General features: G+C 67.2%; 10 protein-coding genes. 5 read left to right on the forward strand and 5 right to left on the reverse strand.

What is annotated here, in order from left to right; genetic code table 11:
* The first annotated feature begins 33 nt into the window (after positions 1-33).
* Together acs and QTI05_RS24330 are read left to right on the forward strand one after the other, a co-directional pair.
* The gene (gene acs, locus QTI05_RS24325; protein ID WP_286619968.1) at positions 34-2031 is read left to right on the forward strand and encodes an acetate--CoA ligase; all 1998 of its coding nucleotides are present in this window, start codon (positions 34-36) and stop codon (positions 2029-2031) included.
* Between the two features lie 92 nt (positions 2032-2123).
* The gene (locus QTI05_RS24330) at positions 2124-2633 is read left to right on the forward strand and encodes a LapA family protein (RefSeq protein WP_286543323.1); all 510 of its coding nucleotides are present in this window, start codon (positions 2124-2126) and stop codon (positions 2631-2633) included.
* 9 nt (positions 2634-2642) lie between these two features.
* Here QTI05_RS24330 and QTI05_RS24335 read toward each other — a convergent pair whose 3' ends face one another.
* Entirely contained in the window at positions 2643-2948 is a 306-nt protein-coding gene (locus QTI05_RS24335) for a c-type cytochrome (protein ID WP_286619971.1), read from the reverse strand.
* A 104-nt stretch (positions 2949-3052) separates the two neighbouring features.
* On the opposite strand from QTI05_RS24335, the gene QTI05_RS24340 reads away from it, so the two are divergent.
* Both QTI05_RS24340 and QTI05_RS24345 read left to right on the forward strand, forming a co-directional pair.
* On the forward strand, positions 3053-3316 hold the full coding sequence (locus QTI05_RS24340; protein WP_286543327.1) for a TIGR04438 family Trp-rich protein: 264 nt from the start codon (positions 3053-3055) through the stop codon (positions 3314-3316).
* Between the two features lie 25 nt (positions 3317-3341).
* Positions 3342-4169, forward strand: a complete 828-nt coding sequence (locus tag QTI05_RS24345) for a DUF3592 domain-containing protein (protein WP_286619973.1) — start codon at positions 3342-3344, stop codon at positions 4167-4169.
* On the opposite strand, the gene ilvD is transcribed toward QTI05_RS24345, so the two are convergent.
* Complete coding sequence (gene ilvD / locus QTI05_RS24350; protein WP_286619975.1) at positions 4170-5864, reverse strand: dihydroxy-acid dehydratase; 1695 nt, start codon at positions 5862-5864, stop codon at positions 4170-4172. It lies immediately after the preceding gene.
* 102 nt (positions 5865-5966) lie between these two features.
* Between ilvD and QTI05_RS24355 the strand changes: the two genes are divergently transcribed.
* Entirely contained in the window at positions 5967-6893 is a 927-nt protein-coding gene (locus tag QTI05_RS24355) for a LysR family transcriptional regulator (protein WP_286543334.1), read from the forward strand.
* Positions 6894-7184: 291 nt separating this feature from the next.
* On the opposite strand, the gene QTI05_RS24360 is transcribed toward QTI05_RS24355, so the two are convergent.
* From QTI05_RS24360 to QTI05_RS24370, 3 genes are all read right to left on the reverse strand, one after another.
* Positions 7185-8141, reverse strand: a complete 957-nt coding sequence (locus tag QTI05_RS24360; protein ID WP_286545238.1) for an alpha-E domain-containing protein — start codon at positions 8139-8141, stop codon at positions 7185-7187.
* Between the two features lie 18 nt (positions 8142-8159).
* Complete coding sequence (locus tag QTI05_RS24365) at positions 8160-9668, reverse strand: circularly permuted type 2 ATP-grasp protein (RefSeq protein WP_286620923.1); 1509 nt, start codon at positions 9666-9668, stop codon at positions 8160-8162.
* Between the two features lie 76 nt (positions 9669-9744).
* Complete coding sequence (locus tag QTI05_RS24370) at positions 9745-12165, reverse strand: DNA internalization-related competence protein ComEC/Rec2 (RefSeq protein WP_286621136.1); 2421 nt, start codon at positions 12163-12165, stop codon at positions 9745-9747.
* Between the last annotated feature and the right edge of the window lie 71 nt (positions 12166-12236).

A 12236-nucleotide genomic window follows, 5' to 3' on the forward strand; every position in this document is an offset into this window, starting at 1 on the left:
CCCGTACCCACAGCAGGTCGACAGGAGACAACAATGAGCAGCCCATCCAAAAACATCGAGTCGGTTCTGGTCGAGAGCCGTGTCTTCCCGCCCGACGCGCGCGCCTCGACGGGCGCCCGCATCGCCGGCATGGCGGCCTACGAGGCGTTGTGCAAGGAAGCCGAGCAGGATCCGGACGGTTTCTGGACGCGCCAGGCGCGCGACAACATGGTCTGGACGAAGCCGTTCACACGCACGCTGGACGAGTCGAATGCGCCGTTCTACACCTGGTTCGACGACGGCGAACTCAACGCGAGTGCCAACTGCCTCGACAAGCACATCGGCACGCCGGTCGAGCACAAGACCGCGATCATCTTCGAGGCCGACGATGGCGCGGTCACCGAAATCACCTACAAGGACCTGCTGGCGCGCGTGGCGCAATTCGCCAATGCGCTCAAGGCGCAGGGCATCCAGAAGGGCGACCGCGTCATCGTCTACATGCCGATGACGATCGAGGGCGTGATCGCGATGCAGGCCTGCGCCCGCATCGGCGCCACGCACAGCGTGGTGTTCGGCGGCTTCTCGGCCAAGGCGCTGCAGGAACGCATCATCGACGCCGGCGCCGTCGCCGTGATCACCTCCAACTTCCAGATGCGCGGCGGCAAGGAATTGCCGCTCAAGGCCATCGTCGACGACGGCATCGCCCTCGGCGGCTGCGAATCGATCAAGACCGTGTTCGTGCATGAGCGCACGCTGTCCGACTGGAAGCGCGTCGAAGGGCGCGACATCACCTTCGCCAAGGCGCTCGAGGGGCAGGGCATCGATTGCGCGCCAGAGCCGGTGGGCGCCGAGCATCCGCTCTTCATCCTCTACACCTCGGGTTCGACCGGCAAGCCCAAGGGCGTGCAGCATTCGACCGGCGGCTACCTGCTGTGGGCCAAGCTCACGATGGACTGGACCTTTGACCTGCGCCCCGAAGACGTGTTCTGGTGCACCGCCGACATCGGCTGGATCACCGGCCACACCTATGTTGCCTACGGCCCGCTCGCGGCCGGCGCGACGCAGGTGGTGTTCGAGGGCATCCCGACCTTCCCGAACGCCGGGCGCTTCTGGCAGATGATCGAGAAGCACAAGGTGTCGATCTTCTACACCGCGCCCACCGCGATCCGTTCGCTCATCAAGGCGGCGGAATCCGACGAGAAGGTGCACCCGAAGAACTGGGATCTGTCGAGCCTGCGCATCCTCGGCTCGGTCGGCGAGCCGATCAATCCGGAGGCCTGGATGTGGTACCACCGGAACATCGGCCACGAGAAATGTCCGATTGTCGACACCTTCTGGCAGACCGAAACCGGCGGCCATGTGATCACGCCGCTGCCGGGCGCCACGCCGCTGGTGCCGGGCTCCTGCACCTTGGCGCTGCCGGGCATCGCGGCCGCGATCGTCGATGAAACCGGCAAGGACCTGCCGAACGGGGCGGGCGGCATGCTGGTCATCAAGCGCCCCTGGCCTTCGATGATCCGCACCATCTGGAACGACCCGGAGCGCTTCAAGAAGAGCTATTTCCCCGAGGAGATGGGCGGCACGATCTACCTGGCCGGCGACGGCGCGGTGCGCAGCGCCGACCGGGGTTACTTCCGCATCACCGGCCGCATCGACGACGTGCTCAACGTGTCGGGGCACCGCCTCGGCACGATGGAGATCGAATCGGCACTGGTGGCCAAGACCGATCTGGTGGCCGAGGCGGCAGTGGTGGGGCGTCCGGACGACGTCTCGGGCGAGGCCGTTTGCGCCTTCGTGGTGCTCAAGCGGGGCCGCCCGACCGATGCCGAGGCTAGGCAGATCGCGAACGAACTGCGCGCCTGGGTGGCGAAGGAAATCGGCCCGATCGCCAAGCCGAAAGACATCCGCTTCGGCGACAACCTGCCCAAGACGCGCAGCGGCAAGATCATGCGGCGCCTGCTGCGCTCCATTGCCAAGGGCGAGGCCATCACGCAGGACACTTCGACGCTCGAAAACCCGGCGATCCTCGAGCAGCTCGGGCAAGCCTACTGACGCCTCCGGGAAGCCGACGCGCCGCTGTCCGACGCGCGGCGGCCCCGATGTGCGTTACAAATGGGCCCTGATTTGCAGAGAGGAGCGCGATCATGGGCTTGAGAACCGGTGTGTTGTTGGTGGTGGTGCTGCTGATTGCGGCACTGGCCGCGTTGAACTGGGGCATCCTGGTGGAGCCGACCGTGATGTCGATCGGCCTGATGCAGATCACCGCGCCGTTCGGCTTGATCATGCTGGGGCTGACCACGCTGTTGGCCGTGCTGTTCCTGGCCTATGTGTTCTACCTGCAGAGCGCGGTGCTGATCGACACGCGTCGCCACACCAAGGAGATGCAGGCGCAACGCGAGCTGGCCGACAAGGCCGAGGCTTCGCGCTTTACCGAGCTGCGTGCGTTCCTCGAGGCCCAGGAGCAAGCCCGTGTGGTGCAAAGCAACCAGCGGCAGGCCGCGGTGCTGGCGCGCGTGGAGCAGCTCGAAGCGACGTTGCGCCTGCGCGCGGATCAGTCCGACAACACCACGGCCGCGCACGTCGGCCAGCTGGAAGACCGCTTCGAGCGGCGCCCGACGCCGCCGCTTGGAGAGGTTGTCCCGCAGCGCGTGTAGCCGCCGCGTCTACTTTGTCGAGAGAACCCAGGCCGCCAGCTTTTTCGCGTCGGCCTCGCTGACCTGCGGATTCGCCGGCATCGGCAGCGGGCCCCAGACGCCCGAGCCGCCCTTGACGATCTTGATCACCAACTTGTCGGCCGCTGTCTTGTCGTCCTTGTATTTGGCAGCCACCTCCTTGAACGACGGGCCCAGCACCTTGCGTTCCACCGCATGGCAGCTCATGCAGTTTTTCGACGTTGCCAGCGCCAGGTCGGCCAGGGCCGGTGCGGCTGCGCCGAGGCTCAGCGTCATGAACAGCAGGGTTCTTCTCATGGGGTAATTCGTATCCGTTGCGTTACAGTCGTTCCAACGCGATTGTAGGCAGCGCGGTGCACCGCGCCTTGCGGCGCGCACTCAACTTTCCCGAGGGATTCGCCATGTGGTTTTTGATGTTGGGCCTGCTCGGCGTGGCTCTCAAGTACTTCGAGATCGGCCCCGCAGCCCAGCTCAGTTGGTGGATCGTTCTGATTCCGTTCGGACTGGCGCTGGCCTGGTGGGCTTATGCCGATGCATCGGGCTACACCAAGCGCCAGGTCATGAAGAAGGAAGACGAGCGCCGCCAGGCGCGCATCGACCGGCAGCGCAGCCAGCTCGGCATGCTCAACAGCCGCTCCAACCGCAAGCGCCGCGGCAAGAGCTGACGCGGCTTCAACCGGCGCACAGGCCATGGACGAGAGCATCATCGACATGGCGGTGCTGGCGTTCGGTCTGTCGCTGCTGGTCGGGCCGGCCTGCGGCGCGCTGCTCGGCTGGCGCATGGGCCTCGAAGCCGGCGTCGCGCTGGGCTGCCTGATCATCGGAGCCGCCGGGCTCGCCGCAGCGGGCGTTTCGGCCTGGCAGCGCTGGCAACTGGTCGGCGGAACCGAGGTCGTGCAGGGCCAGATCGCGGGCTACGTCACCGAACGCAACACCGATGGCAAGGGCAAGGTCACCGAGACGCGCGCCCCGCTCGTGGCCTACACCGCGCCGGACGGCGAGCCGCGCCAGGTCAAGGGCCTGGGCGGCGGCCTTGCCGGGCTTTCGGCCGGTGACCCGGTCGAAGTGCGCTATCGGCCCGACAACCCGGCACGTGCCGTCGTGGCCGATTTCCAGAACGTCTGGGGGATCGTGTGGGGCATGGGCGTCTTCGGATTGCTTCCCACGCTGTTCGGGCTGTTCTTCGTCGGCGTGGCGCGGGGCGAGCGCAGGAACGTGGCGGATCGCCCCCCGCCGGCGCGGCGCGATCCGACGCCTGGCCAGCTGCGCTGGCGCCAGCGCGTCACCATGGGTTCCAACGCGCTGTTCGTCGGCGGCTTTCTGGTCGCGATCTTCTATCCGTTCGACGACTCGGCGCGTTCGCTGGGCCTCGGCTTCATGACCATCGGCTTCGGCATGCTCGGCCACTTCATCGGCCAGAGCATTCCGCCGGCGATGGAGTTTCAGTTCCGCAGCATCTTCGGCATCATCGGCATCGGCTTTCTGGTGTTCGGCTTCGGTGCCTGGATGATGGCCTGATCAGTAGTTGTCGAGCACCGCGCCGGTGCTCGCGCTCGATGCGTTGAACGCGAACTTGGCCTGCACGCCACGCGTATAGCGCGGGGCCGGTGCCTTCCAGGCCGCACGGCGCTTCTCGATCTCGGCCTCCGGCACGTTCAGCTCCAGCACCAGCTTGTGTGCATCGATGGTGATCGAATCGTTTTCGTGGACGAAGGCGATGGTGCCGCCGGCCGCGGCTTCGGGCGCGACGTGGCCGACCACCATGCCCCATGTACCGCCGGAGAAGCGGCCATCGGTGATGAGGCCGACGCTTTCGCCCAGGCCCGCACCGATCAGCGCGCCGGTCGGCGCCAGCATCTCCGGCATGCCGGGGCCGCCCTTGGGGCCGAGATAGCGCAGCACCATCACGTCGCCGGCCTTGATCTTGCCGTCGAGGATGGCTTGCAGGGCCGACTGCTCGTCGTTGAACACGCGCGCCGGGCCGGTGATGACTGGATTCTTGAGGCCCGTGATCTTGGCGACCGCGCCTTCGGGCGACAGGTTGCCCTTGAGGATCGCGAGATGGCCTTCGGCGTACATCGGCTTGCCGATGGCGCGGATCACGTCCTGGTCGGCGCGCGGAACGTCGGGCACGTCCGCCAGCACTTCGGCAATGGTCTGGCCGGTGATGGTGATGCAATCGCCGTGCAGCAGGCCGGCGTTCAGCAGCACCTTCATCACCTGCGGGATGCCACCGGCCTGGTGCAGGTCGACCGCGAGGTACTTGCCCGAGGGCTTCAGGTCGCACAGCACGGGCACCTTCTTGCGCATGCGCTCGAAGTCGTCGATCGTCCATTCGACGTCAGCCGCATGCGCGATCGCCAGGAAGTGCAGCACCGCGTTGGTCGAGCCGCCGGTGGCCATGATCACCGCCACCGCGTTCTCGATCGCCTTGCGGGTCACGATGTCGCGCGGCTTCAGATCCTTCTTGATTGCCTCGATCAGAACCTTGGCCGACTCCTTCGCCGAGTTCTGCTTCTCGTCGTGCGGGTTCGCCATGGTCGACGAGTAGGGCAGCGACATGCCCAGTGCCTCGAACGCGCTCGACATGGTGTTGGCCGTGTACATGCCGCCGCACGAGCCGGTGCCGGGGATGGCGCGCTTCTCGATCTGCAGCAGGTCTTCGTCGCTGAGATTGCCCGCGGCGTTCTGGCCCACCGCCTCGAACACGCTCACGATGTTCAGGTCCTGGCCCTTGTAGCGGCCCGGCAGGATGGTGCCGCCATAGACATAGATGGCCGGCACGTTGGCGCGCAGCATGCCCATCATGCCGCCCGGCATGTTCTTGTCGCAGCCGCCGACCACCAGCACGCCATCCATCCACTGGCCGCCGACGCAGGTCTCGATGCAGTCCGAAATGACTTCGCGGCTCACCAGCGAATACTTCATGCCCTCGGTGCCCATCGCCATGCCGTCCGAGATGGTGGGCGTGCCGAACACCTGCGCATTGCCGCCGGCTTCTTCGATGCCTTCGATTGCCGCGTCGGCAAGCTTCTGCAGGCCCGAGTTGCACGGCGTGATGGTGCTGTGGCCGTTGGCCACGCCGACCATCGGCTTCTTGAAGTCGCTTTCCTCGTAGCCCATCGCATAGAACATCGAGCGGTTCGGTGCGCGCGACTTGCCGTCGACGATGTTGATGCTGCGGCGGTTGATGGGGGTGCTGCTGTCGGCCATTGGCTTGCCTCTTTCGTGGGATATCTCGTGGAGCGCCGAGTATCGGCCGCTTCTGTGATTGGTGCCAATCCATTCCACCAACACTATTGATATGCTGTGTGAATGACAGCATCGATCGACCTGCGCGTCTGGCGCCAGTTTCTGGCCGTGGCCGAAGAGCTGCATTTCGGCCGCGCGGCCGTGCGCCTGCACATGACGCAGCCGCCCGTCACCCAGGCGATCGCCCAGCTCGAAACGGCCATCGGCGTGCGCCTGTTCGACCGCACGCGCCGCAGCGTTGCGCTCACGCCGGCCGGCGAGGCGCTGGTTCCCGACGTGCGGGAGCTGCTAGCGCGCGCGCAGGCGCTGCCGGCGCGTGCGCGTGCCGCCGCAGCTGGCGAGGTCGGGCGCGTGCGGCTGGCCTTCGTCTCGACCATCGGCTTCGAGCGCCTGCCGGCCTGGGTGCGCGAGTTCCGCACGCTCTGTCCGCAAGTGGCACTCGAGCTGGTCGAAGCCACTGGCGATGTGCAACTGGAAGCGCTGGCACGCGGCGAGATCGACGCCGGGCTGATGCTGCATTCGCCCGGTTTCGCCCCTGCCGGCCTGAAGCGCGTGGCGGTCGCAGCCGAGCCGCTGGTGCTGGCGGTGCCGGCGCGCCATCCGCTGGCGCGTGCGAAGCAGCTCATGCTCGACACGGTGCTGGCCGAGCCGCTGGTGGTGTTTCCGCGCCGCATCCTGCCCTCGGTGCACGACGCGATCTTCGCGCTCTACCATGCGGCCGGCCGCGTGCCGGCCATCGCGCAGGAGGCGATCCAGATGCAGACCATCGTCAACCTCGTGTCGGGTGGCCTTGGCGTGGCCTGGGTGCCCGAGAGCGTGACGCAGTTCAGGCGCGAGGGCGTGGTGTACCGCGGTGCGGCCGAGTTCACTGCGACGGGCCGGCGCCGCGCGGCGCTGGACTTGCCCGGCTGTGAAACCAGCCTGGTCTGGCCGGCGCAGAACGACAACCCGGCGTTGGGGCGTTTCGTCGACTTCGTGCGGGAACGCTGAGGGTCCGGGGTGGGCTCAGGGCGGCGGGGCACGCTGCTCCGCGAATGTCCCCCGGCCTGCGGCCTCCTCCTTTATTTCGCTGCGCAGCGTGCCCCACCGCCCTGATCCTGGAAGCGATGTGACTGTTCGCGTTGAACAGGCAGAGCGTGCCCAAGGCCGATGGTGGTGGGTGGCCCCTGCAGCGAAATAAAGGAGGAGCCGAAGGCGGGGGACATTCGCGGAAGGGGCCACCCGCCGCCAGCGGCCCACCCCAGAACGTCAAGATAAGTGCGCGAAGACCGGGGGCGAAACCTAATGCGCCGGCACCAGGAAGTCTTGGCTGATCCGGCCGCCCAACTCGTTCACGCGATCCAGGAACTGCGTCAGATAGGCATGCAGCCCGGTCGCGAGGATCTCGTCGACGCGCGCGTACTGCAGGTCGGCCAGCAGCTTGCCGGCGCGGCGTTGCGTTTCGGCACTCTGGTCGTTGGCGACCTTGGCCAGGTTGCCGACCACTTCGTGCAGGCTCGCATGCAGCGAACGCGGCATGTCGGCGCGCAGGATCAGCAGTTCGGCTACGCGCTCGGGCTTGATCACGTCGCGGTAGACCTTGCGGTAGACCTCGAAGGCCGAGACGCTGCGCAGGATCGCGCTCCAGTGATAGAAGTCGTATTCCTGGTCTTCCTCGGTGGCGGCGCCGAAGAACTCGCTGTTGAGCGCATGGAACTTCACGTCGACCAGCCGCGCGGTGTTGTCGGCGCGTTCCAGGAAAGTGCCGAGGCGCGAGAAATAGAACGCCTCGTCCTGCAGCATGGTGCCGAGCGTGACGCCGCGTGACAGGTGCGAGCGGAACTTGACCCACTCGAAGAACTGCGCCGGGTCTCGCTCGAACTCGCCGGCGCGCAGCATGCGGTTGACTTCGAGCCAGGTGGTGTTCTGCGTTTCCCAGGCCTCGGTGGTGAGCGCGCCGCGCACCGCGCGTGCGTTCTCGCGTGCGGCCCGCAGGCACGACAGGATCGACGAAGGGTTGTCCTCGTCCTTCACCATGAACTCCATCACCTCGTTCGGCAGGATCTGGTCGTGCTTCTTGTTGTACGACGGCAGCAGTTCGCTGATCGACAGCAGGCCTTGCCAGCCGTACTTGGCCACTTCGGCCGATTGCGGCAGCAGCGACGTCTGGTAGTTGACGTCGAGCATGCGCGCAGTGTTTTCCGCGCGCTCGGTATAGCGCGACATCCAATAGAGGTGGTCGGCGGTGCGTGACAGCATCTCGGTGGCTCCCTGTTGTTATGCCGATTGGATTTGCGACTGCGACGACGTGGCTGCGACCGGCTTCATCGCCGAGCGCCGGTCGGCTTCGAGCACCCAGGTGTCCTTGGTGCCGCCGCCCTGCGACGAGTTGACGATCAGCGAGCCTTCCTTCAGCGCCACGCGCGTGAGGCCGCCCGGCACCATCTGCACTTCCTTGCCGGACAGCACGAAGGGCCGCAGGTCGATGTGGCGCGGCGCGATGCCGGCATCGACGAAGGTCGGCGAAGTCGAGAGGCTCAGCGTCGGCTGCGCGATGTAGCCGTCGGGCTTGGCCAGCACGGCCTTCTTGAAATCTTCGATCTCGGCCTGGGTCGAGGCCGGGCCGATCAGCATGCCGTAGCCGCCGGCACCGTGCACCTCCTTGACGACCAGATCCTTCATGTTGGCAACGACGTAGTCGAGTTCGTCCTTGTTGCGGCACATGTAGGTCGGCACGTTCTTCAGGATCGGCTTCTCGCCGAGGTAGAACTCGATCATCTTCGGCACGTAGGGGTAGATCGACTTGTCGTCGGCCACGCCGGTGCCGACCGCGTTCGAGATCGCGACATTGCCGGCGCGGTAGGCACGCATCAGGCCGGCGCAACCGAGTGTCGAGGTCGGGCGGAACACCTCGGGGTCGAGGAAGTCGTCGTCCACGCGGCGGTAGATGACGTCGACGCGCTTCGGGCCGCGCGTGGTGCGCATGTAGACGAAGTCGTCCTTGACGAACAAGTCCTGTCCTTCGACCAGCTCCACGCCCATCTGCTGCGCAAGGAAGGCGTGCTCGAAGTAGGCGCTGTTGTACATGCCGGGCGTGAGCACGACCACGGTCGGCTCGGCTGTGGCCGGCGGCGCGATGGCACGCAGCGTTTCGAGCAGCAGGTCGGGGTAGTGCGCGACCGGCGCGACCCGGTTCTGGTTGAACAGGTCGGGGAACAACCGCATCATCATCTTGCGGTTCTCGAGCATGTAGCTCACGCCGCTCGGCACCCGCAGGTTGTCTTCGAGCACGTAGTACTCACCGTTGCCGTCGCTGTCCGGGGCGCGGATGATGTCGATGCCGGCGATGCTGGAGTAGACGTTGTTCGGCACGCTCACGCCGATCATCTCGGGTCGGAACTGCGCGTTGTTGTTGATCTGCTCGGCCGGAATGATGCCGGCCTTGACGATGTCCTGGTCGTGATAGACGTCGTAGATGAAGCGGTTGAGCGCATTCACGCGCTGCACCAGGCCTTTTTCCATCTCGGCCCACTCGTGCGCGGGAATGATTCGCGGCAGCAGGTCGAACGGGATCAGGCGCTCGGTGCCCGAGCCGTCCTCGTCCTTGGCGCCATACACCGCGAAGGTGATGCCGACCCGGCGAAAGATCATTTCCGCCTCTTCGCGCCGCGAACGCATCACCTCACCGGGTTGCTTCGCGAGCCATTGGTCGTAGCGCTGGTAGTGGCTCCGGATCGCCGCGCCTGCGTAGGGCAGCTTCTCATACATCTCATCGAATTTATGCATAGAACGACCAATCTCCTTCGCCATAGCTTAGCAAGTTCGAGGCCAATCCCCGCCCCTGCCCGCCCTGAATTCGCGCTCACGGCACCCGGTGATGCCAATAGCGCTGTGCCGTCGAACGCTCGCATCGCCACGCGTCCGGCGCCCTACTGTGCCACCACATGGCACCGCAGTGCGCCGAATCGACCACCGCGATGCCGCGCTCCCGGTATCGCTGCATGACCTCGTCGGCCGGGTGGCCGAACCGGTTGCGATAGCCGGCCTGTACGACGGCGATGCGCGGCCTGGCCGCATCGAGCAGCGCTGCGGTCGACGAGGTCTTGCTGCCGTGGTGCGGCACCAGCAACAGGTGCGCGGCGAGCGAAGCCTCGCGCCGGAGCAGCGCACTTTCCTGGTCGCGCTCGATGTCGCCGGCCAGCAGCGCGACCGCATGGCCGTTGGAGATGCGAAGCACGCACGAGACCGCATTGGGTTTGCCGGCCGTTTCGTAGTCGGCCGGCAAGGGATGCAGGAACTCGAAATGCACGCCGTCCCAGTCCCACTGCTGGCCGGCCTCGCAGCGCTGCGAAGGCCGCAGCGCCTGCAACGGATGGGAGGGCTCGATCGAACTGCGCAACCGGGCCTGCGGCTGCATGGCCAGCACCGCGGCGGCGCCGCCGGTGTGGTCGACATCGCGGTGGCTCAGCACCAGCGTATCGAGCCGCTCGTCGAGCGCCCTCAGCAACGGCACCAGCACGCGGTGGCCGGCATCGCTTTCGAGGCTGTAGCGCGGGCCGGTGTCGTAGAGCAGGCTGTGGCCCGCGGTGCGCACCAGCACCGCGTTGCCCTGCCCGATATCGGCGGCCAGCAACCCGAACTCGCCGGCGGACGGCCGCGCGGGCTGCCAGAGCAGCACCGGCAGCAACAGCGGCAACCCGAGCGCGCGCACCGAAGGCGGCAGCCGCATCGCAAGCAACACGCCACCCGCGACACCACACAGGGCCAGCCAGCCTGGCGGCGCACCGGTCGACACGGTGGCGAAAGGCCAGCCCGCGAGCCATTGAAGCAGCAGCGCCAGCGCCTGCACGGCCCAGGCCGCCGCATTCCACAGCGGCGGCACGAGCACGCCGAGCATGGCCAGCGGCGTCACCACCAGCGTCACCCACGGAATCGCCACTGCGTTGGCCACGAGCCCGACCAGCGAGACCTGCTGGAACAGCAGGAGCCCGAGCGGCGCCAGCGCCAGCGTGACCACCCATTGCTCCCGGAACATGTGAAGCAATCGAGCTGCAGCACCTGTCCTGCCTTCGCGGGGCGCTCCTGAATCTGTAGCAAACAGCACGCCGACCGCAATGAAGCTGAGCCAGAAGCCGGCTTGCATCAGGGCCCAGGGGTCGAGTGCCACCACCACGGCGCAGGCGGCGAGCCAGAGGTTGGGCGCGGGCCAGCGCCGCCCGGTCAACCGAAGCAGTGCGACGGTAGCCAGCATGCATACGGTGCGCTGCGACGGCACGCCCCAGCCGCTGAAAACCGCGTAGAGCGTGGCCAGCAGCACCCCTCCCACCAGCGCCGCATGTGGCGCCGGCCACCACAGCATGCAGCGTGCACTGCGTCGCCAGAGCGCACCCACGAACGCCGCCGCAAGCCAGGCGAACATCGTGATGTGGAGCCCCGAGATGCTCATCAGATGCGCCACGCCGGTGGCCCGGAAGATGTCCCAATCGGCCCGATCGATCGCGCTCTGGTCGCCCGTCACCAGCGCGGCGATCACGCCCGCAAGGCGACGGTCGGCGACGCGCGCGAACACCGCGTCCCGCACCGCTTCGCGGGCCCGCTCGACCGGGTGTTGCCATGTGCCACCGATGCGCTCGGGCGCCACGTCGCGCGCACCGGTGCGCACATAGCCGGTGGCCTGAACGCCCTGCTCCCACAGCCACAGCTCCTGATCGAAGCCGTGCGGATTGAGATTGCCGTGCGGCGCCTTGAGCCGCACGGTCATGCGCCAGCGCTCGCCGGCGTGCAGTGCGGCCGGCGGGCGCGGCGTTTCAGGCGGATTGTCGAGTTGCGTCGCGGACGGCGCAGGGCGCCCCCAGAGCCCGGTGTTTTCCGCGTACCAGCCCAGTGAAATCGTGGCGGGCCAGCGCCGCAGCTCGCGAGGTTCGGCATCCTGTGGCTGGCCGGCCCAGCGGGCCGACTCGACTTCGAGCCGGAAGCGCAGCGCACCCTCACCGCGTTGCGGCATCTGGGCGACCACACCGAGCACCTGCAAGTCGCGCCCTTCCAGCACCGGGTCGAGCCCACCCTCCGCATAGACCGCCGCACGCGCGCCCGCCAGCGCGAAGCCCATCAGCGCACCCAGCATCAGCGCCAACGGCCAGCTCGCGCGGCCGACGCGCTGGCGCTTCTGCCCAAGCAGCCACAGACCCAACAGCGACACAGCCCCTGCGCAGGCATAGGCGGCGACCGGCCAGAGCGCCGGCTGCTGCAGTTGCAGGCCCGCGCCCAGCACCGACCCGGCCATCGCCGCAAAGGCCCAGCCCCGGCGCAGGGCAATGCCGCTGTCATGGCCGACGCTCACGATCGGAGTCTCCC

It is taken from the genome of Variovorax fucosicus, assembly GCF_030316825.1.
GTDB classification, from domain to species: domain Bacteria; phylum Pseudomonadota; class Gammaproteobacteria; order Burkholderiales; family Burkholderiaceae_C; genus Variovorax; species Variovorax fucosicus.

What these genes read in the sequence shown, in the direction of transcription:
- QTI05_RS24355 (WP_286543334.1), top strand. Translation starts at nt 5,967, where the DNA reads ATGACAGCATCGATCGACCTGCGCGTCTGGCGCCAGTTTCTGGCCGTG.
- QTI05_RS24335 (WP_286619971.1), bottom strand. Translation starts at nt 2,948, where the DNA reads ATGAGAAGAACCCTGCTGTTCATGACGCTGAGCCTCGGCGCAGCCGCA.
- QTI05_RS24370 (WP_286621136.1), bottom strand. Translation starts at nt 12,165, where the DNA reads ATGGCCGGGTCGGTGCTGGGCGCGGGCCTGCAACTGCAGCAGCCGGCG.
- QTI05_RS24365 (WP_286620923.1), bottom strand. Translation starts at nt 9,668, where the DNA reads ATGCATAAATTCGATGAGATGTATGAGAAGCTGCCCTACGCAGGCGCG.
- QTI05_RS24360 (WP_286545238.1), bottom strand. Translation starts at nt 8,141, where the DNA reads ATGCTGTCACGCACCGCCGACCACCTCTATTGGATGTCGCGCTATACC.
- acs (WP_286619968.1), top strand. Translation starts at nt 34, where the DNA reads ATGAGCAGCCCATCCAAAAACATCGAGTCGGTTCTGGTCGAGAGCCGT.
- QTI05_RS24345 (WP_286619973.1), top strand. Translation starts at nt 3,342, where the DNA reads ATGGACGAGAGCATCATCGACATGGCGGTGCTGGCGTTCGGTCTGTCG.
- ilvD (WP_286619975.1), bottom strand. Translation starts at nt 5,864, where the DNA reads ATGGCCGACAGCAGCACCCCCATCAACCGCCGCAGCATCAACATCGTC.
- QTI05_RS24340 (WP_286543327.1), top strand. Translation starts at nt 3,053, where the DNA reads ATGTGGTTTTTGATGTTGGGCCTGCTCGGCGTGGCTCTCAAGTACTTC.
- QTI05_RS24330 (WP_286543323.1), top strand. Translation starts at nt 2,124, where the DNA reads ATGGGCTTGAGAACCGGTGTGTTGTTGGTGGTGGTGCTGCTGATTGCG.